Annotated in this window: 19 protein-coding genes and 4 tRNA genes; 16 read left to right on the top strand and 7 right to left on the bottom strand. The window is 70.2% G+C overall.

What is annotated here, in order from left to right; translation table 11 throughout:
• Window positions 1–224 precede the first annotated feature (224 nt).
• From NP777_RS38750 to NP777_RS38720, 7 genes are all read left to right on the top strand, one after another.
• Complete coding sequence (locus NP777_RS38750) at window positions 225–1,898, top strand: metallophosphoesterase family protein (protein WP_256654868.1); 1,674 nt, start codon at window positions 225–227, stop codon at window positions 1,896–1,898.
• An 81-nt stretch (window positions 1,899–1,979) separates the two neighbouring features.
• A tRNA-Glu gene (locus tag NP777_RS38745) sits at window positions 1,980–2,055 on the top strand.
• Between the two features lie 202 nt (window positions 2,056–2,257).
• On the top strand, window positions 2,258–3,079 hold the full coding sequence (locus tag NP777_RS38740) for a DUF1684 domain-containing protein (RefSeq protein ID WP_256654867.1): 822 nt from the start codon (window positions 2,258–2,260) through the stop codon (window positions 3,077–3,079).
• Between the two features lie 235 nt (window positions 3,080–3,314).
• Window positions 3,315–3,389, top strand: a tRNA-Asp gene (locus tag NP777_RS38735).
• Between the two features lie 4 nt (window positions 3,390–3,393).
• A tRNA-Phe gene (locus NP777_RS38730) sits at window positions 3,394–3,467 on the top strand.
• A gap of 350 nt (window positions 3,468–3,817) precedes the next feature.
• Window positions 3,818–4,198: an SH3 domain-containing protein gene (locus NP777_RS38725; RefSeq protein ID WP_256654866.1), complete on the top strand. Its 381-nt coding sequence runs from the start codon at window positions 3,818–3,820 to the stop codon at window positions 4,196–4,198.
• Between the two features lie 362 nt (window positions 4,199–4,560).
• A complete protein-coding gene (locus NP777_RS38720) occupies window positions 4,561–5,700 on the top strand; it encodes an IS30 family transposase (protein WP_391858663.1) in 1,140 nt (379 codons plus the stop codon).
• 100 nt (window positions 5,701–5,800) lie between these two features.
• Here the strand turns inward: NP777_RS38720 and NP777_RS38715 are convergent, their stop codons facing one another.
• The gene (locus tag NP777_RS38715; protein ID WP_256654864.1) at window positions 5,801–6,388 is read right to left on the bottom strand and encodes a hypothetical protein; all 588 of its coding nucleotides are present in this window, start codon (window positions 6,386–6,388) and stop codon (window positions 5,801–5,803) included.
• 286 nt (window positions 6,389–6,674) lie between these two features.
• Between NP777_RS38715 and NP777_RS38710 the strand changes: the two genes are divergently transcribed.
• The 3 genes from NP777_RS38710 to NP777_RS38700 all read left to right on the top strand — a co-directional run bounded on the left by NP777_RS38710 (window position 6,675) and on the right by NP777_RS38700 (window position 10,118).
• On the top strand, window positions 6,675–8,090 hold the full coding sequence (locus tag NP777_RS38710; protein WP_256654863.1) for an MFS transporter: 1,416 nt from the start codon (window positions 6,675–6,677) through the stop codon (window positions 8,088–8,090).
• A gap of 126 nt (window positions 8,091–8,216) precedes the next feature.
• The gene (locus tag NP777_RS38705) at window positions 8,217–8,972 is read left to right on the top strand and encodes an SDR family NAD(P)-dependent oxidoreductase (RefSeq protein WP_256654862.1); all 756 of its coding nucleotides are present in this window, start codon (window positions 8,217–8,219) and stop codon (window positions 8,970–8,972) included.
• A 54-nt stretch (window positions 8,973–9,026) separates the two neighbouring features.
• Window positions 9,027–10,118, top strand: a complete 1,092-nt coding sequence (locus NP777_RS38700) for a DUF1152 domain-containing protein (protein WP_256654861.1) — start codon at window positions 9,027–9,029, stop codon at window positions 10,116–10,118.
• 318 nt (window positions 10,119–10,436) lie between these two features.
• On the opposite strand, the gene NP777_RS38695 is transcribed toward NP777_RS38700, so the two are convergent.
• On the bottom strand, window positions 10,437–11,504 hold the full coding sequence (locus tag NP777_RS38695) for an ABC transporter permease (RefSeq protein ID WP_256654860.1): 1,068 nt from the start codon (window positions 11,502–11,504) through the stop codon (window positions 10,437–10,439).
• A 109-nt stretch (window positions 11,505–11,613) separates the two neighbouring features.
• On the opposite strand from NP777_RS38695, the gene hrpA reads away from it, so the two are divergent.
• The 3 genes from hrpA to NP777_RS38680 all read left to right on the top strand — a co-directional run bounded on the left by hrpA (window position 11,614) and on the right by NP777_RS38680 (window position 16,130).
• Window positions 11,614–15,576, top strand: a complete 3,963-nt coding sequence (hrpA, locus tag NP777_RS38690; protein WP_256654859.1) for an ATP-dependent RNA helicase HrpA — start codon at window positions 11,614–11,616, stop codon at window positions 15,574–15,576.
• A 137-nt stretch (window positions 15,577–15,713) separates the two neighbouring features.
• Window positions 15,714–15,788: transfer RNA gene (locus tag NP777_RS38685), tRNA-Asp, on the top strand.
• Window positions 15,789–15,917: 129 nt separating this feature from the next.
• Window positions 15,918–16,130, top strand: a complete 213-nt coding sequence (locus tag NP777_RS38680; protein ID WP_256654858.1) for a DUF6274 family protein — start codon at window positions 15,918–15,920, stop codon at window positions 16,128–16,130.
• A gap of 451 nt (window positions 16,131–16,581) precedes the next feature.
• Here the strand turns inward: NP777_RS38680 and bldC are convergent, their stop codons facing one another.
• Complete coding sequence (bldC, locus tag NP777_RS38675; protein ID WP_020869672.1) at window positions 16,582–16,788, bottom strand: developmental transcriptional regulator BldC; 207 nt, start codon at window positions 16,786–16,788, stop codon at window positions 16,582–16,584.
• 499 nt (window positions 16,789–17,287) lie between these two features.
• Complete coding sequence (locus NP777_RS38670) at window positions 17,288–18,124, bottom strand: hypothetical protein (protein WP_256654857.1); 837 nt, start codon at window positions 18,122–18,124, stop codon at window positions 17,288–17,290.
• Window positions 18,125–18,300: 176 nt separating this feature from the next.
• Here NP777_RS38670 and NP777_RS38665 point away from each other — a divergent pair, with 176 nt between their 5' ends.
• Together NP777_RS38665 and NP777_RS38660 are read left to right on the top strand one after the other, a co-directional pair.
• Window positions 18,301–19,455 carry a Leu/Phe/Val dehydrogenase gene (locus NP777_RS38665; protein ID WP_256654856.1) on the top strand — a complete coding sequence of 385 codons (1,155 nt, stop codon included), beginning with the start codon at window positions 18,301–18,303 and terminating at the stop codon, window positions 19,453–19,455.
• Between the two features lie 434 nt (window positions 19,456–19,889).
• Window positions 19,890–20,144 (top strand): DUF3073 domain-containing protein, encoded by a 255-nt coding sequence (locus tag NP777_RS38660; RefSeq protein ID WP_037953290.1) that lies wholly within the window; start codon window positions 19,890–19,892, stop codon window positions 20,142–20,144.
• 104 nt (window positions 20,145–20,248) lie between these two features.
• On the opposite strand, the gene purM is transcribed toward NP777_RS38660, so the two are convergent.
• The 3 genes from purM to NP777_RS38645 form a co-directional block, all read right to left on the bottom strand.
• Complete coding sequence (gene purM / locus NP777_RS38655; RefSeq protein ID WP_256654855.1) at window positions 20,249–21,316, bottom strand: phosphoribosylformylglycinamidine cyclo-ligase; 1,068 nt, start codon at window positions 21,314–21,316, stop codon at window positions 20,249–20,251.
• 43 nt (window positions 21,317–21,359) lie between these two features.
• Complete coding sequence (purF, locus tag NP777_RS38650; protein WP_256654854.1) at window positions 21,360–22,919, bottom strand: amidophosphoribosyltransferase; 1,560 nt, start codon at window positions 22,917–22,919, stop codon at window positions 21,360–21,362.
• Between the two features lie 167 nt (window positions 22,920–23,086).
• Window positions 23,087–23,875 (bottom strand): sterol carrier family protein, encoded by a 789-nt coding sequence (locus tag NP777_RS38645; RefSeq protein WP_256654853.1) that lies wholly within the window; start codon window positions 23,873–23,875, stop codon window positions 23,087–23,089.
• 229 nt (window positions 23,876–24,104) lie between these two features.
• Between NP777_RS38645 and NP777_RS38640 the strand changes: the two genes are divergently transcribed.
• On the top strand, window positions 24,105–24,503 hold the full coding sequence (locus NP777_RS38640) for a nuclear transport factor 2 family protein (protein ID WP_256654852.1): 399 nt from the start codon (window positions 24,105–24,107) through the stop codon (window positions 24,501–24,503).
• Window positions 24,504–24,524: the final 21 nt, after the last annotated feature.

Below are 24,524 nucleotides of genomic sequence, written 5' to 3'. Positions count from 1 at the left end.
CTATCCGCGCCGGACGCCTCCGGATGTCTCCGGACGCCTCGGAGGACGCCTCTGGGGACACCTCGGAGGACGCCTCCGGCCGCCCGGCGCACCGCCCCGCCCGGCGCACCGCCTCCGGCCGCCCGGCGCACCGCCACCGGGCGCGGGCCCACCGCCGCGCCGCCCCAGGCATACGCCCCCGCGCGCCCAGCATACGCCCCCGCGCGGCCGGGCATACGGGACCAATGGCCCGCGAACCGCTCCGGCTGCTCCGTGCCACCGCTCAGCGCGCGGGCACCGCGGCCGTCTCCCCTCTTCGCCGCTTCCGCCGCTCTTCCCCTCACCGCTTCCGCCGCCCTTCCCCCCGCCACTTCCGCCGCCCTTCCCTTCGCCCCTTCCGCCGCCCCTCCCCTCACCGCTTCCGCCGCCCCTCGCAGACCCCCTCCCCCGCCGCTTCCTTCGACCCCACGGGGCTCGACCCCACCGCGCGCCGCCGCCCCCTCGTCCGCGCCACCGGGCTGGCCGCCGTGACCGTCCTCGGCGCCTGGATCGGACTGCTGGTGGTCGGCAGCGTCCACATCTCCGTGGGCCCGATGGACACGCGGATGGCGCTGCGGCCGTCCCTCACCGGCGGCACCAAGATCAACGTGGCCCCGCTGGGCTCGCTCGAGCTGAACAGCCACCACGCCCCGCTCCGCCTGGACGTGGACGTGGACCGGCTCGACCCCATCCGGTCCCAGTCCCTCGTCGACCACCCCGAGCGGCTCTCCGGGCTGCAGGAGGAGGTCGCGACCGATGTCACCCGCGGCACCCTCGGCCTCGCGGTCCGCTCCTGCGTCGCCGTGGTCTTCGGCGCCACCGCGCTGGGCCTGGCGGTCTACCGCCGCCCCCGCCGGGCGCTGGCCGCCGGAGGGCTCGCGCTGACGCTGCTGACCGCCTCCGGCGGCGCCGTCTACGCGACCTGGAACCCGAATTCCGTCCTGGAACCGCGCTACTCCGGGCTGCTCTCCAGCGCCCCCTCGGTGGTGGGCAACGCGCGCAGCATCGTGACCGACTTCGACGTCTATCAGCGGGAGTTGGCCCGGCTGGTGACCAATGTCACCCAGCTCTACGAGGCGACCTCGACGCTCCCCGCGTATCAGCCCGATCCGACCACCATGCGGGTGCTGCACATCTCGGACGTCCATCTCAATCCGGCCGCGTGGCACATCGTGCAGTCGCTGGTGCGGCAGTACAAGGTCAGCGTGATCCTCGACACGGGCGACACGATGGACCACGGCACCTCCGCCGAGAACGGCTTCCTCGACCCCGTCTCCGACCTCGGCGCCCCCTACGTCTGGGTGCGCGGCAACCACGACTCGGCGTCGACCCAGCGCTACCTGGCCAAGCGCAAGGGGGCGCATGTGGTGGACAACGGCGACGTGATCTCCGTCGCCGGGCTGCGGATCGCGGGCATCGGCGATCCGCAGTTCACCCCCGACCGCTCCGCCGCGGCCGCCGGTGACGCGGCCGAGCACAGCGCCGGACGGCGGCTCGCCGAGGCGATCCGGGACCGCAAGGCCGCCGGCGCCCCGGTCGACATCGCCCTCGCCCACAACCCGATCGCCGCCCGGGAGACCGACGGCACCGTGCCGCTCGCCCTCACCGGCCATGTCCATCACCGCCGTACGGAGGTGCTCCCCGGCGGCACCCGGCTGATGACCGAGGGGTCGACGGGCGGCAGCGGGCTGCGCGCGGTGGACGACGGCACACCGGACACGGTGCAGGCGTCGGTCCTCTACCTGGACCGCGACACGCGACGGCTCCAGGCGTGGGACGAGATCGATCTGGGCGGTCTGGGCCTGGCGAAGGCCGAGGTCAGCCGTCATCTGCCGGCCGAGAACCGCCCGGGCGCGACACCGACGCCCACCACTCCGTAAACCGTTTTGGCGAACCTCGCCGGCATCCCATATGCTTCTCGCGTCCCCGAAAGCGCCGCAAGGCGCCCAGGTGGGCCATCGGCCCTCATCGTCTAGTGGCCCAGGACGCCGCCCTTTCAAGGCGGTAGCACGGGTTCGAATCCCGTTGGGGGCACCACTTTCTTTGAGTCACCGCAGGTCGAAACGTACCTGCTGGTGACTTTTTTCGTATGCGCGGCCGGCACGGCGGGCCCCCAGAACTCCCCAGCCCCCGGCTCCTGCGACTCCCCCGGCTCCCCCGGCTCCCCCGGCTCCCGGAATGTCTCCGTCCCCGAAGCGGTTGTACGTACCCGACGGCACCCGACCTCGAGGGAGCGCAGATGACCGTCCAGGACATCGACCGGGCGAGCTTCGCCGAGGAGTGGGAGCGCTGGCACCGCGCCCATGAGCAGGCACTCGCCGACCCCCACGGATTCCTCGCGATCACCAGCCTGCGCTGGCTGAGCCCCGAGCCGACCCGCTTCGAGGACGCCCCCGGGGCCTGGTCCAGCGGCCCGGAGGGCGTGGTGGTCGAGCTGGCCGACGGCGAGGAGCTGACCATCGACGGCACGGCGGTGCACGGGCGGTACGTCTTCGGAACGATCGCCGAGCGGGCCAGCCTGTACGCGGGGTACGGCGACGCGGTGATCGAGGTCGCCAAGCGCGGCGGCCACGACATCGTCCGCCCCCGACACCCCGGCAACCCCCTCCGCACCGACTTCACCCACACCCCGGCCTACGCCCCCGACCCCCGCTGGCTCCGCACCGGCCGCTACCTCCCCTTCGACGAGCCGCGCGCGATCACCGTGGGCGCCGTGGCGGAGGGTCTGGAGCACGTCTACGACGCACCGGGCCAGGTCGAGTTCGAGCTGGCCGGCGAGACGTTCCGGCTCACCGCCTTCAACGGCAAGCGGCCCGGCAGCCTGATGGTGCTCCTCACCGACGCGACCTCCGGCGTGACCACGTACGCCGCGAACCGCTCCCTCCAGATCGACGCCCCCGACGAGGCCGGCCGCGTCACCCTCGACTTCAACCGCGCCACCAACCTCCCCTGCGCCTACACCGACCTCGCGACCTGCCCCCTGCCGCCCACCGAGAACCGGTTGCCGGTCGCGATCGAGGCGGGCGAAAGGATCCCGCTGGAGCGCGGCGGCCGCCCCTGACCCGGGCCGGGAGCGACGTAGTCCCATCACGCCCCACCGCTCACCGACCAAGGCCCGGCCCGCCCGGTGAGCGGTCAGGACGGGGCCGGAGGTCTGATACGCTGATCCAGCGACATCGACGCGGCGGAGAGAAATCAAGGCCCCGATTCGAAGATCGCAAGGAGTGCGAATCCACCGCGGGAAATCCCGTTGGGAGCGCACGCCACATGTGCGAGACTCGTGCTCGTACACGCAAGGTCCTGTGGAGCAGTTTGGAGTGCTCGCCACCCTGTCAAGGTGGAGGCCGCGGGTTCAAATCCCGTCAGGACCGCTGCGGCTGGGTAGCTCAGTTGGTACGAGCGTCCGCCTGAAAAGCGGAAGGTCGCCGGTTCGACCCCGGCCCCAGCCACCGCAGCCCTCACCAGGGCACACGCCCTCTCCGAAGATCATCGGAGAGGGCGTTTTCGTGCCCGTGACATCACCTGGTGGACGCCCGGCGGGGCAGCACTCCGGGCTCTTGCAGTGCGCGTCCCATTCGTGCTTTCAGCACTGGCACTCGCCCAGGCTCAGCAGACGCGAGCTACGACATCGTGGAACTGCGACGGCCATTTCCAAAGCCCTCCGCACCGGTTCCCCTCGCTGAACAGGCAATTCAAGACTTTGCCAAGGTTGCCTCCAAAGCCTGGCTGCCACAGTCGTGCCTGACCGAGCCCCTCGCTGGGACGGACAGAGCCGTCTCCGCGCCCAATGGAGGTAACCATGCAGACACGCCGTCTTCTGGCCGGTGCCGGCGCCGCCGCAGCCGTCGCACTCGGCCTCGTGGGCACGCCGAGCGCCCAGGCCGCCACCACCAACGCAGCCGCTGTCACGTGCGGCAACGCGTACTGGCCGCACACCAACGACGATCCCTTCGGCGGCAGAGTGAGCAAGTCCTCCCCCGCCGCCATCCACACCGGACCGTACGGCGACTGCACCACAGTGGGCTATGTCTCTCCGGACGCCTGGGTCGAGTACGACTGCTACGTCACGAACGACCTCGGCCACACCTGGACGTGGGTCAGAGACGAGAACAACAGGAGTCTCGGATGGATCTACAACAAGTACCTGGAGGACGGGGGCTCCAACTTCCGCTGCGGCTGAGCCGGAGGCAGCGGGTGCGGCCCGACGGGTTGCTCCGTCGGGCCGCACCCAGGACCGTCTCTCTGACCGTCCGTGAATGGCCGGCTACGGCCAACGACGACGGCTCAGAAACCGCTCTGTCCGCGCTCACACACGCGCGTACCCGTTCGACCCGGCCCCAGCCACCACCCGCACCAGGGCGAAGCCCCCTCCCGCTGCACTTCAGTTCAAGAGGTCGTTGCAGCACCCCGATGTAGGGGGACGCGATGGACTTCGAGATCCGGAAGGACCGGAGACCGCAGGGGCCGAGGAAGCTCCTGAAGGAGCGTGAGCTCTACCTTTCCCTTGTGGATCAAGGGATGAGCAACACGCAGGCCAGCCGGATGGTGGGAGTGCATCCCCGGACCGGTCGGGAGTGGCGTTACGGACGGCCCGACGGCCGGGTGAAGAGACCGCGACCGCGGGCGCAGGACGCGCCGGCGGTCGCGGTCCGCTCCGCGAAGACGCGGTTGATCGAGGTCCGTGGCGACTCGCGCTATCTCGGCGAGGACGAGCGGATACACATCGCCGACCGGCTGCGCGAGAAGGCCACGATCCGGGCCATCGCGGCCGAGCTGGGCCGCAGCGCCTCGACCATCAGCCGGGAGATACGCCGCAACCGCCACCCGCTCAACGGCCAGTACCGGCCGCACGCTGCGCACGCCCGCGCACGGGCCCGGCGGCCCCGCCCCAAGGGCGGGAAGATCGCGGCGTGTCTGCTGCTGCGTGACACCATCCAGTCATGGCTGGGACTGAAGTGGAGTCCCGAGCAGATCAGCCGGAGCCTGCGCCTGCACTTTCCCGGCCAGACGGAGATGCACGTGTCGCACGAGACGATCTACCAGGCCCTCTACGTCCAGGGCCGGGGCGAACTCCGCCGCGAACTCACCAAGGCCCTGCGGACCGGCCGCACGCTGCGCAAGCCCCAGCGCCGCCCGGACCAGCGGATCCCGCGCTTCCCGGCGCCGATGGTGATGATCAGCGAACGGCCCGCCGAAGCCGCTGACCGGGCTGTCCCCGGGCACTGGGAGGGAGATCTCATCATCGGCAAAAACAACGGCTCAGCGATCGGCACCCTGGTCGAGCGGACCACCCGCTACGTGATGCTGGTCCACCTGCCCGGCACCCGCGACACCCTCACCGTCCGCGACGCGCTGATCGACACCGTCAGCACACTCCCGGCCCACCTGCGGCGCTCACTGACCTGGGACCAGGGCTCCGAGATGGGCCCGCACCACCAGTTCTCCATGGCCACAGGCATGCCGGTCTACTTCTGCGACCCCTCCAGCCCCTGGCAGCGCGGCTCGAACGAGAATACGAACGGGCTGCTGCGACAGTACTTCCCCAAGGGCACCGACCTGTCCCGGCACAACCGCGAACACCTCGACGCCGTCGCTGCCGAACTCAACGGCCGCCCACGCAAAACGCTCGGCTGGGAAACCCCAGCCGAGCGCCTCGCTAAGCTACTGACAACAACCGCATGACCAACGGTGTTGCCACGACCCCTTGAATTCGCCTCCATCCGGAGGGGGCTTCTTCAATGCCTGCCACGCCCACGGGGGAACGCGTGTCCCGCATGAACGATCAGACGTTGGCGCAGATCGCGAAGACGCTGATGCCCACGTTGTCGGTGGTGGTCTGGCGGCCCAGCCCGATCCAGCCCCGTGCGTCATCGGTGGGGAAGCTGCCGACGAGGATGGCGGTGTCGCCTCGGGCCTCGGCGCCGCCGCCGATGACCTTCTTCCCCTCCGGGCAGTACACCGTGCGCCGCTGGAAGTTCGGGACGTTCTCATTGGGCAGGGTGACCACCTCGTAGCCGGGCACGCCCTCGCCGGGGTGGGGGGCCGCTTCGTGGGAAGCGGTCGCCTCGGAGCCATGGGAGGCTGTCGCGTCGGAACCGACGGAGCCGGTCGCCCCGGAGTGGGCGGAACCCGTCGCCCCGGAACCGATGGGACCCGTCGCCTCGGAGCCCTGGGACTCGGTCCCCTGCGAGCCCTGGGCCATGGCCCCTTGCGAGCCCTGGGCCATGGCCCCCTCCGTGCCTTGGCCCATGGGCACCTCGGCGCTGTAGGAGCCGGTCGTCTGGTCGTCGCCGTCCTGTGTCGCCGACGCGACGCCCGGCGTCAGCGCCATGGTCAATGCCGCGGCGGCGATGACGAGCCTTCCACGCATGTGTGTCTTCCCTTCGTCACGGGCCCCTGGACGGGACCGACATCGTGAAGGCGTGACCGGACGAAACGGAGAGTAAGGCGCGAAAGTATGCAAATCCCACGAACGTGGGACGCGTGAGAGGCGTACGGGTGCAGCTCTCCCGAGCGGCCGGAAGTCGCCGGTTCGCGACTTGTCCCGGTGAGCGGAACACCGCCATTCCCGCCATGAGAACCAGCGGCGAACAATCCCCGAACACACCCGAGCCGCAGGTCCTGATCCCATTCGAAGCGGCCATTGGAGAGCCGACATGGCAGACGTGAAGGGCACCCCGCGCGAAGTACGCAAGGCAGCGATCGCAAGTTTGTTCGGTAGCGCATTGGAGTGGTACGACTTCTTCCTCTACGGCACGGCCGCCGCGCTCGTCTTCAACTCCCTCTTCTTCCCGACCTTCGATCCGCTGGTGGGAACGATCGCCGCCTTCGGCACCAACGCGGTGGGGTTCCTCGCCCGGCCGCTCGGCGGCATCGTCTTCGGTCACTTCGGTGACCGGATCGGCCGTAAGTCGATGCTGGTGACCACGTTGGTGATCATGGGCGTCGCGACCTGTCTGATCGGTCTGCTGCCCACGTACGCCACCATCGGGGCCTGGGCACCGGTGCTGCTGGTGGCGCTGCGGATCGTGCAGGGCATCGCCGTCGGCGGTGAGTGGGGCGGCGGGGTGCTGATCGTCAGCGAACACGCGCCCAGCCACCGCCGCGGTTTCTACTCGGCCTGGAGCCAGACCGGGGTGGGGCTCGGGTTCGTCCTCTCCGCCTCCGCCTACGCACTCGCCCAGGCCGTGACCACCAAGGAGTCCTTCCTCGCCTGGGGCTGGCGCATTCCGTTCGTGGTCGGCATCCTGCTCACCGCCGTCGGGCTGCTGATCCGGCTCCGGATCATGGAGACGCCCGCGTTCCGGGAGAAGGAGTCGGCGTCGGCGTCGGCGTCGAAGAAGTCCGCCCCGCCGCTCCTCGATGTCATCCGCACCCACCCCAAGTCGATACTGATCGCCTTCGGGGCCCGGGTCGCCGAAACCGGTGCGAGCTATCTCTTCCTCACCTTCAGCCTCTCCTACGCGGCCGAGGTCGGGGTGGGCAAGGGGGTGGTGCTGGCCGCGCTCGTGGTGGGGATGCTGTTCGAGTCGTTCGCGATGCCGATGTTCGGAGCGCTCTCCGACCGCATCGGGCGCCGGCCGGTGTATATCGGGGGCGCGATCGCGGTGGTCGTCTGGGCCTATCCGTTCTTCGCGATGTTCGACTCGCGCAATCCGGTGCTGATCTTCGTGGCGATCTTCGTGGCGGTCGTGATCGGCCACGGGGCGATGATCGGCACCCAGCCGGCGTTCTTCACCGAACTCTTCGCCAGCCGGGTGGCCTACAGCGGGCTCGCCCTGGGGCATGAGCTGGCGTCGATGATCGTCGGCGGGTTCTCCCCCATCATCGCCACCGCGCTGCTCGCGTGGGCGGACGCGTCCTGGCCGGTCGCGCTGTTCCTGATGGCCATGGGTGCGGTCACCGTCTTCGCCGTGGCGGCCGCTCCGGAGACCAACCCGGCCGTCCGCAAGGACCGCAAGGACCGTAAGGACCGTAAGGACCGCGTAGACCGTAAGGACCGCGCAGACCGTAAGGACCGGGAGGCGCCCGAGGAGCCGGAGGAGGCCGAGGTGAAGTCCCAGACCGTCTGACGGGCCCGTCGGCCTCGTTCCCGCAGCGCTGCCCGGGTGTGCCGCACCCAGGCGGCGTGCGTCCTGGTTGACCCCCGCTGACCTGCGCAGACTCGAATCGGGAGCGAGACGAGGAACGGAGCGCCCATGTCTGGACGTCTGCACGGCAAAGTCGCCCTGATCACCGGGGCGACGGGAGGGATCGGCGCGGCGACCGCCGAACTCTTCGCGCGGGAGGGAGCACGGCTGCTCCTCACCGATGTGGCCCCGGAGCCCCTGAAGGCCCTGGAGGAACGGATCGAGGAGTCCGGCGGCGACGTGGCCTCGGCCACGCTGGACGTCGCCTCGGCGGAGGCGTGGGGCGAGGTGATCGCCACCGTACGGGAGCGCTTCGGCCGCCTGGACGTGCTGGTCAACATCGCCGGGATCCTGGACTGGCCCGGTATCGAGGGCACCGATGAGGCGTCCTGGGACCGCGTGATCGAGGTGAACCAGAAGGGCACCTGGCTGGGGATGAAGGCGGCCATGCCGCTGCTGCGCGCGAGCGGCAGCGGATCGGTGATCAACACATCCTCGGTGCTGGGGCTGGTGGGCAGCGGTGCGGCGGCCGCGTACCAGGCGTCGAAGGGCGCCGTCCGGCTGCTGTCGAAGACCGCGGCGGTCGAGTACGCCCGCGACAACGTACGGGTCAACTCACTGCACCCGGGGGTGATCGCCACTCCGATGATCCAGGACCTCCTGGACGAGCAGGGCGATCAGCAGCCGGACATCGTGCGCACGCCGATGGCCCGCGCGGGCCGGGCGGACGAGATCGCACCGGCGATGCTCTTCCTCGCCGGCGACGAGTCGTCGTTCGTCACCGGCTCGGAGCTCGTGGTCGACGGCGGGCTCACCGCGCACTGACGACCGCCGCGTCTCGTTCGACGGAATTGTCCGTTCCCGCCGTACGCTGGGCGGATGACGCGGCTGATCGTGGCGGGCGGAGGAGGCGGGGACGCCGTTGCCGCCGCGGTGCTCGACCGGGCCCTGTACGGGCGCGGGACGGCCGAGGACCGGGCGGTGGTCCTGACGTACGCCTGGGACCGGCTGCTCGTCGACCCCGTCCCCGGGCCCCGGACAGCGGCCGACTTCACCGGTCTGCGGCCGCTGACGCCGAGCGTGTACGCCGTGCCCGAGGACGCGAAGCCCGTGGCGCCGGCCGGGTCCACGCTGCCCCGGCTGGCCGCCGAGCTGCCGCACACCTTCGCCCTGCTCGACCCCCACCACGGCGTGGAGGGCATGGTCAGGCAGTTGGAGGAACTGATCGAGCACCTGGCCCCGGCGTCGATCGACCTGCTGGACGTGGGTGGCGACATCCTCGCGCACGGCGATGAGCCGACCCTGCGGAGCCCGCTCGGGGACGCGCTGTCGCTCGCCGCGTGTGCGCAGGTGAACGCGGAGATCCGGCTGCTGGTCGCCGGACCCGGGCTGGACGGGGAGATTCCGGTGGAGGCGCTGCACGAACGGCTGGAGCGGGTGGTCCATGCGCTGACCGCCGACGACGTCGCGCCCATCGGGCCCGTCATGGAGTGGCATCCGTCGGAGGCCACCGGCATGCTCACGGCCGCGGCGCGGGGGGTGCGCGGGCTGTGCGAGGTGCGGGACGCGGGGCTCACCATTCCCCTGACGGACGACGGGGCCGTGGTCCATGAGGCGGATCTCGACACCGCGTTCCGCCGGAACCGGCTGGCCGGAGCCATCGCCGACACCACCGGACTCGCCGGGGCCGAGCGGCACTGCCGGGAGATCTGCGGCTACTCGGAGATCGACTACGAGCGCGAGAAGACCGCGCGATTCGGGGCGGTGCCCGAGGAGCCGTTCCGGCCCAGGGCCGTACTCGCCGGGGTCGCCCGCTTCGCCGAGGAGGCCCGCGCCCGCGGCGTCAGCCACACCACCTTCCGCCGGCTCACCGAGGTCCTCGGGCTGAGCGGGGTCCAACGCGCCGATCTGCGGGCCCTGCTGATCGGGACTCAGCCCGAGCGGTACGACGCCCCGCTGTGGCGGCTGTGATCCCCCGGATGGGGTATAGTTGATCTCGCAACGCCGCCCCGGAGGGCGGGAGTTGATGCGTCGGTCGTCTAAGGAAAGATACTCGTCTCCAAACGAGGGATGTAGGTGCAAGGCCTGCTCGGCGCTCCTTGGAGAAAGCCCCTCCCCTGATCACGGGGGAGGGACTTTTGTTTTCCCCTCCCCGCCCCTCCCCGCCCCTCCCCGCCCCTTCCCGTAACCAGGGGCTTCGCCCCTGGACCCCGGGGGCCTGGGGCGAAGCCGCACCGGGCCGCGGAGCCGCATAGCGATGCGGCGGACACCCGCTCGAACCACCCCCCCTCAGCACCGCGTCGGCGTCGCCCTCGGCGGCCGCCCGCCCGGATGGCGGTGGCGCCAGGTCCAGAAGACCACGGCCGACAGCACACACCAGGTCACCAGCACCAGGAACGGAAAGGCGTGCTGGTGGGCGCGGAAGTAGATCGCCGTGTGCTGGGCGTTGACCGAGGCGCCCGGCGGGAGCCAGCGGCCGACGGTGCCGAGGAGGGAGGGGAGCAGGGGCCAGGAGACGGCGCCGCCGGATGAGGGGTTACCGAGGAGCACCATCAGCCCCCAGGTGGGGATGAGCGCCCAGCGCCCGAAGAGAACGTTGAACATGGAGAACACCAGCCCCGAGGTGAACATCGTCAGCGCCAGGATCGCCCAGGACTCCGGGAAGGGGAGCCGGAGCGCGCCCAGCCCCTGGTCGACGATCACCGCGATGGTGAACCCACCGAGCAGGGCGTACGCGATCATGAAGGCGATCCGCTCGGCCGGATTGAGCTCGGAGGCGTTCACGCTGAGCTGGATGGCGCCGAGGAATCCGATGATCGTGGCGGCCAGCGAGATGTAGAAGACGGCCAGACCGCGTGGATCGCCGGGCTGCAGCGGTTTCACGTCCTTGACCGTGACCGGCACCCCGGACACCCGGCCGACCTTGCCCGCCGCCTGGCCGAGCACCTGGGCGACGGTCGCGCCGGCCGCGCTCGCCACGTCCATCCGCACGCCGCGCCCGCGCACCTGGAGGACCGCGAAGACCCGCTGCTCCTCAAGGGACCAGCGGGCCTTGGCGTAGGTCGGGTAGGGATGCAGCCGGAGGGAGGCGTTCAGGGCCTGCTCCATCCCGGCGAGGAACCGGTTCAGCGGGGCGGCGCCGTGATCGGGGACCACGACGGCGGTGGGAATGTTACGGGGGGTGGGGTTCGCGAAGGCGTAGGTGTACGAGCCCGCGAAGAGCCCGGCCCCCGCGGAGATGATCAGCACGATGACGGTCGCGGGGAAGAAGGGGGACCGTTTGAAGGCCCGCCACCCCCATCGCGGTGATCGGCGTTCGGGCTCGGGGTCGGGGCGCTGCGCCAGGTCATCGGCCATGAGATCACGCTAAAGCGATGAGCCGGCACATATCGCACATATCGCGCCACGCGGCGCGGACGGAAATGGTTCGCCAGCCGTTTTCCGGAGGTGAGATCCTGGGATCCGTATGTCCACCACGCCTGCCCCCGCCCTGCCCGCCCTGCTGGAGCGGCTGCCCGAGCTGATGCTGCGCGACCAGCAGCGGCTGGGACGCCGGCTCGACGGTGCGCGCCGCATCCGTAAACCCGAGGCCCGCGCGGCCGTCCTCGGCGAGATCGCCGAGGAGATGACGCGTGCCGAGCTGCGGGTCGCGGACCGCCGCGCCGCGGTGCCGGCCATCACCTATCCGGAAGAGCTGCCGGTCAGCCAGAAGAAGGACGCGATCCTCGAGGCCGTCCGGGATCACCAGGTGGTGATCGTCGCGGGTGAGACCGGCTCCGGGAAGACCACCCAGATTCCAAAGATCTGTCTGGAGCTGGGGCGCGGCGTCAAGGGCCTCATCGGCCATACGCAGCCGCGCCGGATCGCGGCCCGCACCGTGGCCGAGCGCATCGCCGAGGAGATGCGCTCGCCGCTCGGCGAGTCCGTCGGCTGGAAGGTCCGCTTCACCGATCAGGTGGGCCAGGACACCCATGTCAAGCTGATGACCGACGGCATTCTGCTCGCCGAGATCCAGACCGACCGCGAGCTGCGCCAGTACGACACGATCATCATCGACGAGGCCCATGAGCGCAGCCTCAACATCGACTTCCTGCTCGGCTATCTGGCCCAGCTGCTGCCCCGCCGCCCCGACCTCAAGGTCGTGATCACCTCCGCCACCATCGACCCGGAGCGGTTCTCCCGCCATTTCGGCGACGCGCCGATCGTCGAGGTCAGCGGGCGTACGTACCCCGTCGAGGTGCGCTACCGCCCGCTGCTCGAGGAGGGCGGCGAGGACAGCGACCGCGACCAGATCACCGCGATCTGCGACGCGGTCGACGAGCTCCAGGCCGAGGGTCCGGGCGACATCCTGGTCTTCCTCTCCGGTGAGCGGGAGATCCGCGACACCGCCGACGCGCTGAACAAGAAGAAGCTCCCGGTCACCGAGGTGCTCCCGCTGTACGCGCGGCTGTCGCACGCCGAACAGCACCGGGTCTTCCAGAGACACACCGGCCGCAGAATCGTGCTGGCGACGAACGTGGCGGAGACCTCGCTGACCGTCCCCGGCATCCGCTATGTGATCGACCCGGGCACCGCCCGGATCTCCCGCTACAGCCATCGCACCAAGGTCCAGCGGCTGCCCATCGAGCCGATCTCCCAGGCCAGCGCCAACCAGCGCAAGGGCCGCTGCGGCCGGACCAGCGACGGCATCTGTATCCGGCTGTACTCCGAGGACGACTTCGTCACCCGCCCGGAGTTCACCGACGCCGAGATCCTGCGGACCAACCTCGCCTCCGTCATCCTCCAGATGACCGCCGCCGGCCTCGGCGACATCGAGAAGTTCCCCTTCATCGACCCGCCGGACCGCCGCAACATCAAGGACGGCGTCCAGCTCCTGGAGGAGCTGCACGCCCTGGACAGCAAGCAGAAGGACCCGCGCAAGCGGCTCACCCAGGTCGGCCGGAAGCTGGCCCAGCTGCCGGTGGACCCGCGGCTGGCCCGGATGGTGCTGGAGGCGGATCGCAACGGCTGTGTCCGCGAGGTCATGGTGATCGCGGCGGCGCTGTCCATCCAGGACCCGCGCGAGCGCCCCTCGGACAAGCAGCAGCAGGCGGATCAGCAGCACGCCCGGTTCAAGGACGAGTCCAGCGACTTCCTGGCGTTCCTCAATCTGTGGAGGTACGTCCGGGAGCGGCAGAAGGAGCTGTCCTCCTCCGCCTTCCGCCGGATGTGCCGCCAGGAGTACCTCAACTACCTGCGCATACGCGAGTGGCAGGACATCTACAGCCAGCTGCGCACGGTCGCCAAGACCATGGACATCCACATGTCCGAGCAGGACGCGGCGCCCGATCGTGTCCATCAGTCGCTGCTGTCCGGGCTGCTGTCGCACGTCGGCCTCAAGAACGCCGGAGGGGAGGGCGGCAAGGACGGCGGGAAGGACGGCGGGAAGAACGAGTACGTGGGCGCCCGCAGCGCCAAGTTCGCGGTGTTCCCCGGCTCGGCGCTGTTCAAGAAGCCGCCGCGCTGGGTGATGTCGGCGGAGCTGGTGGAGACGTCCCGGCTGTGGGCGCGGGTCAACGCGAAGATCGAGCCCGAGTGGATCGAGCCGCTCGCCCAGCACCTGGTCAAGCGCACCTACAGCGAACCGCACTGGGAGCAGAAGCAGGCCGCGGTGATGGCGTATGAGCGGGTGACGCTCTACGGCGTGCCGATCGTCGCCCAGCGGAAGGTCAACTACGGCCGGATCGACCCGGAGACCAGCCGCGATCTGTTCATCCGCAATGCCCTGGTGGAGGGCGACTGGCGCACCCACCACCAGTTCTTCCATGACAACCGCAAGCTGCTCGGCGAGGTCGAGGAGCTGGAGCACCGCGCCCGGCGCCGCGACATCCTCGTGGACGACGAGACGCTCTTCGACTTCTACGACCAGCGGATCCCCGAGCATGTGGTCTCCGGCGCGCACTTCGACTCCTGGTGGAAGCACAAGCGGCGCGAGGAGCCGGAGCTTCTCAACTTCGAGAAGTCGATGCTCATCAACGAGCGGGCGCAGGGCGTCACCAAGGACGCCTATCCGGACTCCTGGCGCCAGGGGAAGCTCAAGTTCAAGGTGACCTATCAGTTCGAGCCGGGGGCGGACGCGGACGGTGTGACCGTCCACATCCCGCTCCAGGTGCTCAACCAGGTGACCCCGGACGGCTTCGACTGGCAGATCCCGGGGCTGCGCGAGGATCTGGTCACCGAGCTGATCCGCTCGCTGCCCAAACCGGTCCGCCGGCACTACGTTCCGGCGCCCAACTACGCCAAGCGCTTCCTGGAAAGCGCTGTCCCCCTCCAGGAGCCGCTGACGTCGGCGCTGGGGCGGGAGCTGCAGCGGATGGTGGGCGTACGGATCGAGCCGGAGGACTGGGACCTGACGAAGGTCCCCGACCACCTGAAGATCACCTTCCGGGTGGTGGACGAGCGGCGCCGCAAGCTGGCCGAGGACAGGGACCTGGAGGCGCTGCGGCAGCGGCTGCGGCCCAAGACGCGGGCCGCGATCTCCAAGGCGTTCGAGTCCTCCAAGGAGGCCGAGGGGATCGAGCAGCGCGGCGGGCTGACCCGGTGGACGGTCGGCACGCTGCCGCGCACCTTCGAGACGCGCCGCGGCGGCCAGCCGGTCAAGGCGTATCCGGCGCTCGTCGACGAGGGCGCGTCGGTGGCCGTACGGCTCTTCGACACCGAGGCCGAGCAGCGGGCGGCGATGTGGCGGGGGACGCGCCGGCTGATCCTGCTCCAGCTCCCGGCCAGCCCGGCCAAGTTCGTCCAGGGCAAGCTCTCCAACCAGGCCAAGCTGTCGCTCTCCAGCAGCCCGCACGGCAGTGTGCAGGCGCTGTTCGACGACTGCGTGGCCGCGGCGGCCGACCGGCTGATCGCGGCCCGTGGCGGCCCGGCCTGGGACGAGGAATCGTTCCGCAAGCTCTTCGACGCCGTCCGCACCGACATCATGGACGCCACGCTGGACACCGTGCGCAAGGTCCAGGAGGTGCTGGCCGCCTGGCAGTCGTGCGAGCGGCGGCTGAAGGCCACCAGCAGCCCGGTGCTGCTGCCGTCGCTCACGGACATCAGGGAGCAGCTCTCGGAGCTCATCACGGCGGGTTTCGTGACCGCGCACGGCGTACGGCGGCTTCCGGACCTCATGCGCTATCTGGTGGCCGTGGACCGGCGGCTGCAGCAGCTTCCGGGCAACGCCGACCGGGACCGCGCCCGGATGGCGAAGGTGCGGGAGATGCGGGACGAGTACGCGTGGCTGCTGGAGCAGTTCCCGGCGGGGCGCCCGGTGCCCCAGGAGGCGCTGGAGATCCGCTGGATGATCGAGGAGCTGCGGGTCAGCTACTTCGCGCACGCCCTCGGCACGGCCTATCCGGTGTCCGACAAGCGCATCGTCAAGGCCATCGACGCGGCGGCGCCGTAAGCGTGTCCCGGGGGCTCCGGCGGCCCGCCGGGGCCCCGCCGGGCGCGAGTTCGACCGCACCCCCTGACCTGCTGTAGAGTCTGCATCGCAGCGCACACAGCGCGGCGCACGGCGGCGAAGCCGCAAGCGTCACTGTTGGTCCTGTGGAGCAGTTTGGAGTGCTCGCCACCCTGTCAAGGTGGAGGCCGCGGGTTCAAATCCCGTCAGGACCGCTTACCCGGAAGGCCCGGATCCAGATATGGATCCGGGCCTTTCGCGTCTTGACGGCTCTTGACGGCGCACCACACACAGAGGTACCCAAACTAAAAGGTGTGCGCGGGGGTGCGCGGGAGGTGCGGCGTATGACGACGTCCGCGAAGCATGAGACCAGGGCGCTGCTGCGCGCCCATCTGGCGGCCGCCGCGGGCAACCGCCACTTCACCCGGCACTGTCCGGTCTGCCATCGCCTGCTGCGGCTGGCGATGGAGCATTCGGCGGCCGACGAGGCGGGTGACAGGGCCGCATACGGGGATCATGAGGAGACGACGGCGGCCTCGCCACCGTCAACTCGGTAAGCCCTTACCGCAGTTGCCCTGTAGCGCAATCACCGGGCACAGGACAAGGGTTGGGGAGTGTGACGGGAGTCACCGAATGAGTTTCCGGAGTGAGGGAACTTACACCCCGCTCGCCATGGGTCAATTTAATATGTGCAATTGCACCCTCTGTCCGTGACCCTCGCGAGCCCCTCGAAAGCGCTCCGCGAGCTTCCCCGAGCCCCTTGCGGACCACCCCGCGCAACCCGAACGATGGCGCTTCCAGGGACACTTGAAACCCCCTGGAGGCACCCTCCGGAAGACCGCCCGCAGGGCATAAAAAGATCGCGCCGGACCCGGCGGAGTCCAGCGCGATCAACGACGCACCCATGTCGAGCGGTGGAGGGCCTGTTGGGGCAGGCACCCGTCGTGGTGGAGCTATACAGGCGAAAGCCGGGCTGGGGGGCCCGGAAATGCCCTGTTATGCGGTTTTTCAGCCCTCGCTGCGCTGCTGCGGGATGCCCGCAAGAAGAGCACGGACCTCCGCTTCGCGGTAGCGCCGATGCCCTCCGAGCGTTCGGATCGACGTGAGCTTGCCTGCCTTCGCCCAGCGAGTGACCGTCTTCGGGTCCACGCGGAACATCGTGGCAACCTCAGCCGGGGTCAGCAGCGGCTCGGCATCAGGGGTGCGAGCGGTCATGAGCGGCCTCCTCGGGAGAACCGAACCATCACGGTTCTTTCCTCTAAATTCTGCACCTTGACCCACGTTGCCCGAAATGGCGGACGCGGGCCGAGTCGGTTATAGGACGAACGGCTTGTCCTCGGCACTACAACTACACCATCTGTCCAGCCCCGTCGGCCAAACCGATGGAATTGCCCTCTCAGGTGACCAACCTCGACGGAAGCCGATGGACCATGCCATAACGGACTGTCACGCGGCCGTGACGATCAGTCACAACAGGATCAGGGGTCACCAGATCCGCCAAGGAGTGCAATACCGAAGAATCCGCCCATAGTTGGGCGGAAGGAGCCCCTACCGGACTCCTTGTCCTATTTTGACACGAGGATGGGTGATTACCGCAAGGCCCGAAGTCAGTGCTTTAGGTCACGATTGAGGCAATGGCCCGGATCGGGACCTACGTCCCCTCTGTTCCGGTGAACCGCTCAACCGGTCACCCGGCGCCCGGCCGGGCGGGCGTTCAGCTCGCGTTCTGCCGCCCGCGGACCACGCTCCAGCGGTCGGTCAGCCGCTCGTACGCGACACCCGCCCGCTCCCCGTCCCCGTCGCGCAGCGCCGCCAGGCCCTCCGCCACATCCGCGGCCGAATGGTCGTCCTCAAGCTGCCCGGCCGGCAGCGTGTGCACCAGACCGCCGTAGTCCAGCTCGACCAGCGACCGGGGGTGGAACTCCTCGAGCCACCGGCCGACGTCCACCAGCCCGTCGATCAGCGGCCCTTCGCCGAGGGCTTCCTTGAGCACTTTAAGGCCACGCGCCACCCGGCGCCTGGCCTGGACCATTGGGGTGCGGTAGCGGAGGATGAGACCTTCGTCACCCTTGGTGAACTCGCGCTCCTCGTCCCCGAAGAGCACGAACCAGCGCACCGGCACATGCCAGGTGGCCGAGCGGATCCACGGCCGGGCGTCCGGGTTGCGCTCCAGCCACCGCTCGAAGTCGGCCACCGCCTGCCGGCGCACCACCGGGGGCAGGGCCGCGTCCAGAAGGGGCCCGGGAAGGCGCTCCGGCAGCTCCTCCAGGGCCAGCCAGCCCCGCAGCCGGGTGCGCCACGGGCAGACACAGGTGACGCCGTCCACGAGCGCCACGAAGGCGTCCGCGCTCTCGTGCACCGGAACCGCCACCGGGGGCACCGGCAGCAGGTCCGCGAGCGAGCGGCGCAGCTCGTCCTGCGCGCCCGGCAGGTCGTCGCGCTTGGCATACCGCGCCCAGTGCGATCTCTCCGGCTCCGGAAACGCTGCCAGTGGCTCATAGACCCGGAGATACGCCGCGTACGGGACAATCACCGAAGACGCCAAGGTCACACGCGCTCCCTCAAGGCTGAGACCACCGCCAGGGGCTCCCTTACCCCCACCTGACGGCATCGTCCCATGCCCGGCATACGGACTCGTCGGGGACATGGCCGATCCCCCGGGCCCCCAGGGCTTACCCTCTTGCCCACGGCCCTCCCCACCAGCCAGGAGGGCGTCTACCCCGACCTATGGGAGTCACCACCGTGACCGACGTACGTCACACCGTCAGCGCCGACGGTCCGACGGAGAGTCGCGTGCCGAACCCTCTCTCACCGCTTTCGACACTGTTCCGCTCCGATCTCGGCGGGCATGAGCGGGTGCTGCTCTGCCAGGACCGGGAGAGCGGCCTGAAGGCCGTCATCGCCCTCCACTCCACCGCCCTGGGCCCGGCCCTCGGCGGCACCCGCTTCCACGCCTACGCCTCCGAGGAGCACCCCGAAGAAGCGGCGCTCCTCGACGCGCTCAACCTCGCCCGCGGCATGTCCTACAAGAACGCGCTCGCCGGGCTCGACCACGGTGGCGGCAAGGCCGTGATCCTCGGCGATCCCGAGGAGATCAAGACCGAGAAGCTGCTGCTCGCCTACGGCCGCTTCGTGGCCTCCCTCGGCGGTCGCTACGTCACCGCCTGCGATGTGGGCACCTATGTGGCCGACATGGACGTCGTCGCCCGCGAGTGCCCCTGGACCACCGGCCGCTCCCCCGAGAACGGCGGCGCCGGGGACTCCTCGGTGCTGACCGCCTTCGGCGTCTTCCAGGGGATGCGGGCGAGCGCCCAGGCGTCCTGGGGCGCGCCCACGCTGCGCGGCCGCCGGGTCGGCATCGCGGGGGTCGGCAAGGTCGGCCACCACCTGGTGGAGCACCTGCTGGAGGACGGCGCCGAGGTCGTGGTCACGGATGTGCGCACCGAGTCGGTGGACCGCGTACTGACCCGCCACCCCCGCGTCCAGGCGGTCCGGGACACCGAGGCGCTGATCCGCGCCGACCTGGACGTCTACGCCCCGTGCGCGCTCGGAGGCGCCCTGGACGACGCCACGGTGCCCGTCCTGACCGCGAAGGTGGTGTGCGGCGCGGCCAACAACCAGCTGGCCCACCCGGGCGTCGAGAAGGACCTGGACGGCCGCGGCATCCTCTACGCGCCGGACTACGTGGTGAACGCCGGTGGCGTCATCCAGGTGGCCGACGAGTTGCACGGGTTCGACTTCGACCGGGCCAAGGCCAAGGCGGCGAAGATCTTCGACACGACGCTGGCCATATTCGATCGGGCACAGACTGACGGCATCCCGCCCGCCGCGGCCGCCGACCGGCTGGCCGAGCACCGGATGGCGGAGGGTCATGACGCCTGAGCCGTGGCCGGGCAGATGCCACGGGCATGGGCCAGGGGGCGCCCGAGGGCCGCTGGAAGCGCCTGAGAGCGCCTGAGAGCGTCTGAGGAGCGGTGTGAGGCCGCGTGGACGGGCCGTGCGGGGCCCTTGCCGGAGGCCGCCGTACGGGGGGCGTGAGAGCCCCCCGGCGGCCATCGGGGAGAGATCCCTCACGGCCCGTCGGCGGGTCGGCGCACAAGACACGTTAAAATCGCAGCTGACCAGCGAGGAACGGGCTCCTCGCGGGTTCTGCCTCGTGGCACGTCGTGTGGGCGACGTACCGTATGGCCACAGAAGCAGGTACCGTTGAAGCCCTACGGACCGGTCTCTCTTCTGAGAGTCCGCTCCGATTTATGAACGTGAACGCGTGTCAAGACTCTGGGGCCGTCGAGCCCCGTCGTTGAGGGGGTCGAGCCATGGGGCGCGGCCGGGCCAAGGCCAAGCAGACGAAGGTCGCCCGCCAGCTGAAGTACAACAGCGGTGGGACGGATCTCTCACGCCTGGCCGAGGAGCTGGGCGCATCGCCAACGAATCAGCCGCCGAATGGTGAGCGGTTCGAGGACGATGAGCTGGACGACGACCCGTACGCACAGTACGCGGATCTGTACAACGACGATGAGGACGAGGACGACGAACAGTCGGATCCGTCCCCACAACGTCGCCGCGCCTGAACCACCCGTTCAAGGCGCTCGGCTTATCGCCGCACACCTCCACCGGTCCGGGGTACCCACCTCGGACCGGCTTCTGTGCTGTCCGCGCACCCGGCGCGGCCGTCTCAGCCCGCATGGTCACCGGTCAGCGTCACCGCTTCCGGGTCCCCGGCCCTGCGCTCGGTGATCTCACCGCTGACCCAGGCCTCGACCCCGCGGTCGGCGAGCGTGGTGAGCGCCACATCCACGGAGTCCGCCGGGACCACCGCCATCATGCCGACGCCCATGTTGAGGGTCTTCTCCAGCTCCAGGCGCTCGACCGAGCCGGCCTCGCCGACCAGCTGGAAGATCGCTCCGGGGGTCCAGGTCGAGCGGTCCACGACCGCGCGCAGCCCCTCGGGGATGACCCGCGCCAGGTTGTTGGCGAGCCCGCCGCCGGTGATGTGCGAGAAGGCGTGCACCTCGGTGGTGCGGGTGAGGGCCAGGCAGTCCAGCGAGTAGATCCGGGTGGGCTCCAGCAGCTCCTCCCCCAGCGTCCGGCCGAGCTCGGGCACCTCGCGGTCCAGCGCCCAGCCGGCCCGGTCGAAGAGCACATGGCGGACGAGTGAGTACCCGTTCGAGTGAAGTCCGGACGAGGCCATGGCGATCACCGCATCACCCGTTCGGATACGATCCGCGCCCAGCACCCGATCGGCCTCGACCACGCCCGTACCAGCCCCGGCGACATCGAAGTCATCCGCGCCCAGCAGCCCCGGGTGCTCGGCGGTCTCGCCGCCCACCAGGGCGCAGCCGGCCAGGGTGCAGCCCTCGGCGATGCCCTTGACGATGGCGGCGACGCGCTCCGGGTAGACCTTGCCGACGCAGATGTAGTCGGTCATGAACAGCGGCTCGGCGCCGCAGACCACCAGGTCGTCCACGACCATGCCGACCAGGTCGCGGCCGATGGTGTCGTAGACACCCATCCGCCGGGCGATGTCCACCTTGGTGCCGACCCCGTCGGTGGCGGAGGCGAGCAGCGGACGCTGGTAGCGGGCCAGGGCGGAGGCGTCGAAGAGCCCGGCGAAACCGCCGAGGCCGCCCACGACCTCGGGCCGGCTCGCCTTCTTCACCCACTCCTTCATCAGCTCGACGGCGCGGTCGCCCGCCTCGATGTCGACGCCCGCGGCGGCGTAGGTGGACCCGGACTCGGACATGACGTTGAGATCTTTCGTATCGGGGATGACGGGCAGGCGGCGCTCAGGGACGGCGCAGGGCGTCGGCGCCGCCGACACCGGCGGTCAGCGTCGTCACGCCGTCGGCGTCACCGCTGCTCTGCCCTTGCGTCTCGGACTCCAGGAGGTGCTTGCCCAGCAGCTCCGGATCCGGCAGCTCCATCGGGTACTCACCGTCGAAGCAGGCCCGGCACAGATTCGGCTTGGCGATGGTGGTCGCCTCGATCATGCCGTCGGTGGAGATGTACGCCAGCGAGTCGGCGCCCAGCGACTTGCCGATCTCCTCGACCGAGAGACCGTTGGCGATCAGCTCGGCGCGGGTGGCGAAATCTATGCCGAAGAAGCACGGCCACTTGATCGGCGGGGACGAGATCCGGATGTGGACCTCGGCGGCCCCGGCCTCGCGGAGCATCCGCACCAGGGCGCGCTGGGTGTTGCCGCGGACGATCGAGTCGTCGACGACCACCAGGCGCTTGCCCCGGATGACCTCCTTGAGGGGGTTCAGCTTGAGCCGGATACCGAGCTGCCGGATGGTCTGCGAGGGCTGGATGAAGGTCCGGCCCACATAGCTGTTCTTGACCAGTCCGGAGCCGTACGGAATCCCGCTGGCCTCGGCGTAGCCGACGGCGGCGGGGGTGCCGGACTCGGGTGTCGCTATGACCAGGTCGGCGTCGGCCGGGGCCTCCTTGGCCAGCCGGCGGCCCATCTCGACCCGGGAGAGGTACACGTTCCGCCCGGCGATGTCGGTGTCCGGGCGGGCCAGATACACGTACTCGAAGACACAGCCCTTGGGGCGGGCCTCGGCGAAGGTGGTGGAGCGCAGCCCGTTCTCGTCGATGGCGACCATCTCGCCGGGCTCGATCTCACGGATGAAGGACGCGCCCACGATGTCCAGGGCGGCGGTCTCGGAGGCCACCACCCAGCCGCGCTCGAGGCGGCCGAGGACCAGCGGGCGGATGCCCTGGGGGTCGCGCGCCGCGTACAGCGTGTGCTCGTCCATGTAGACGAGGCTGAAAGCGCCCTTGACCTTGGGCAGCACGATGGGGGCCGCCTGCTCGACGGTGAGCGGCTTGCCGTCCTCGTCCACCTGGCCCGCGAGCAGCGCGGTGACCAGGTCGGTGTCGTTGGTGGCCGCCACCTGGGTGGCCCGGCCGCCGTCGCGGGGCAGGGCCGCGACCAGCTCCGCCAGTTCGGCGGTGTTGACCAGGTTCCCGTTGTGGCCCAGCGCGATCGAGCCGTGGGCGGTGGCCCGGAACGTCGGCTGCGCGTTCTCCCACACCGAGGCTCCGGTGGTGGAGTAGCGGGCGTGACCGACCGCGATATGGCCCGTGAGGGAGCCGAGGGAGGTCTCGTCGAAGACCTGTGAGACCAGGCCCATGTCCTTGAAGACGAGAATCTGGGAGCCGTTGCTCACCGCGATGCCCGCGGACTCCTGTCCGCGGTGCTGCAGTGCGTACAGCCCGAAATAGGTGAGTTTGGCGACCTCTTCACCCGGTGCCCAGACTCCGAAGACGCCGCAAGCGTCCTGGGGGCCCTTCTCACCGGGGAGCAGGTCGTGGCTGAGTCGTCCGTCACCACGTGGCACGTCATCGAGTCTAGGCCAGTTCGGCGGTGCCTCCGAACGAGGGACCCGTCAGGAGGGCGTAAGTCACATTCCCCGCCCCCGCTCAGGACCCCCGGGACCCGCGCCCGACCTGCGTACGGCCGGGGGCGGGGACGCCCGTCCGAGGCGAGGATCACATCTCGGGCCGGTCAGCCGAGCACGGGCAGGTGGGCGGAGAGGTCGGCGCGGTCGCCGCTCGCGGTCAGCGGCCCGGACTCCAGGGCCTCGGCCCAGGTCAGACGGCCCGTGGCAAGGCGGATCCAGGTCGGCGGATCGGTCTCGACGACGTTCGGCGGGGTGCCGCGGGTGTGCCGGGGGCCCTCGACGCACTGGATCACGGCGAACGGCGGGACGCGGACCTCGACCGAGCCGCCGGGCGCCTTCGCCGCGAGGGTGTCGGCGAGTACGCGGGTGGCGGTGGCCAGCGCCTGGCGGTCATGGGATGCGGGGACGCCGGTGGCGTCCGCCAGATCGTCGGCGTGGACCACGAGCTCCACACAGCGGGTGACCAGGTAGTCGTCCAGCCGCATCGCCCCGACCCGGGCGGCCAGCAGCCGGTCGGCGGGCGCGACGGCGGCCACCTCGGCGAACCGGGTCTCGGCGCGCTCCAGCAGTGCCCCCGGTGCCGCGTCCGCCGCGAGGGCGCGGGTGTCGTCGTCGATCGGCCCCGAGTGCCCCGCCACCGCCGACGCCCAGCCGGTGACGGTGATCTCGCGCGCGGGCGGCGCGGGCCGCTCCAGGAGCCGTACGACGGACGTCACGGCCATCGCCAGATGCGCGATCAGCTCCCGGACCGTCCAGTCGCCGAGCCGGGTGGGGGCGTCCAGGGCGGCCTCGTCCAGCCCATCGGCCGCCTTCCGCACCTGCCGGAGCTGCGCGATCACGGCGGTCCTGGTCTTGGCGGGGTCATAACTGCGGGCACGGGCACGAGGCGGCATGGCGCCGAGCCTACTTCCAGCGAGTGAGCCGAAGGGGCGCGCCGCTGTCGAAAGGGAGAGCGCGCGGAGACTCCGAGGAACGAGGAGTCGAGCACGGTCGACCGTCGACAGTTTAAGGCGCCCCGGAGGCGAGCCGGGCCCAAAGAGTGTCGACAGCCCCACGGGCCGGGCGGAGGATGGAAGGAAGGGGATAGAGAGGTATCGATCAGGACGAAAGGTGTGAATGACCATGGGCGAGCACCCCGATGCCGCCGTGGTGCGCCGCGCCGCCACCGCGTTCCAGCAAGGCGACCTGGACACCCTCGCCACAACGCTGACGGCGGACGTCGTCCAGCATGTGCCGGGTGACCATATGCTCTCCGGGCACCACAAGGGCCGCGACGCGTGTCTGCAGCTGTACCGCACCGAATACGAGGAGACCGGCGGCACGCTGCGGGTCGATGTGGAGACGGTCATGCCCGACGGGCGCGGACACGTGATCTCCGGCCAGCACTGCCACGCCGAGCGCGGCAACCGCACGCTGGACATGAAGACCGGGCTGTTCTTCACCATCGTCGGCGGGAAGATCAGCGACATCGACTACTGCGTCGAGGACATCGACGCCGCCAACGCCTTCTGGGGGAAGTGATTTCCCCGGCGCCCGCACGTG

The sequence above is a fragment of the Streptomyces rugosispiralis genome, assembly GCF_024505145.1.
GTDB classification, from domain to species: domain Bacteria; phylum Actinomycetota; class Actinomycetes; order Streptomycetales; family Streptomycetaceae; genus Streptomyces; species Streptomyces rugosispiralis.
Note: the sequence above shows the minus strand (reverse complement) of the source record. Positions and strands in the feature narration are given on the sequence as shown.

Bases quoted from the DNA above. Each gene is read 5' to 3' on its own strand.
- hrpA (WP_256654859.1), top strand. From the start codon at position 11,614: ATGTCCACCACGCCTGCCCCCGCCCTGCCCGCCCTGCTGGAGCGGCTG.
- NP777_RS38725 (WP_256654866.1), top strand. From the start codon at position 3,818: ATGCAGACACGCCGTCTTCTGGCCGGTGCCGGCGCCGCCGCAGCCGTC.
- NP777_RS38645 (WP_256654853.1), bottom strand. From the start codon at position 23,875: ATGCCGCCTCGTGCCCGTGCCCGCAGTTATGACCCCGCCAAGACCAGG.
- NP777_RS38720 (WP_391858663.1), top strand. From the start codon at position 4,561: ATGGTGGGAGTGCATCCCCGGACCGGTCGGGAGTGGCGTTACGGACGG.
- NP777_RS38700 (WP_256654861.1), top strand. From the start codon at position 9,027: ATGACGCGGCTGATCGTGGCGGGCGGAGGAGGCGGGGACGCCGTTGCC.
- NP777_RS38740 (WP_256654867.1), top strand. From the start codon at position 2,258: ATGACCGTCCAGGACATCGACCGGGCGAGCTTCGCCGAGGAGTGGGAG.
- NP777_RS38665 (WP_256654856.1), top strand. From the start codon at position 18,301: ATGGGAGTCACCACCGTGACCGACGTACGTCACACCGTCAGCGCCGAC.
- NP777_RS38715 (WP_256654864.1), bottom strand. From the start codon at position 6,388: ATGCGTGGAAGGCTCGTCATCGCCGCCGCGGCATTGACCATGGCGCTG.
- NP777_RS38750 (WP_256654868.1), top strand. From the start codon at position 225: ATGGCCCGCGAACCGCTCCGGCTGCTCCGTGCCACCGCTCAGCGCGCG.
- NP777_RS38705 (WP_256654862.1), top strand. From the start codon at position 8,217: ATGTCTGGACGTCTGCACGGCAAAGTCGCCCTGATCACCGGGGCGACG.
- purM (WP_256654855.1), bottom strand. From the start codon at position 21,316: ATGTCCGAGTCCGGGTCCACCTACGCCGCCGCGGGCGTCGACATCGAG.
- NP777_RS38660 (WP_037953290.1), top strand. From the start codon at position 19,890: ATGGGGCGCGGCCGGGCCAAGGCCAAGCAGACGAAGGTCGCCCGCCAG.
- bldC (WP_020869672.1), bottom strand. From the start codon at position 16,788: ATGACCGCTCGCACCCCTGATGCCGAGCCGCTGCTGACCCCGGCTGAG.
- NP777_RS38710 (WP_256654863.1), top strand. From the start codon at position 6,675: ATGGCAGACGTGAAGGGCACCCCGCGCGAAGTACGCAAGGCAGCGATC.
- NP777_RS38680 (WP_256654858.1), top strand. From the start codon at position 15,918: ATGACGACGTCCGCGAAGCATGAGACCAGGGCGCTGCTGCGCGCCCAT.
- NP777_RS38640 (WP_256654852.1), top strand. From the start codon at position 24,105: ATGGGCGAGCACCCCGATGCCGCCGTGGTGCGCCGCGCCGCCACCGCG.
- NP777_RS38695 (WP_256654860.1), bottom strand. From the start codon at position 11,504: ATGGCCGATGACCTGGCGCAGCGCCCCGACCCCGAGCCCGAACGCCGA.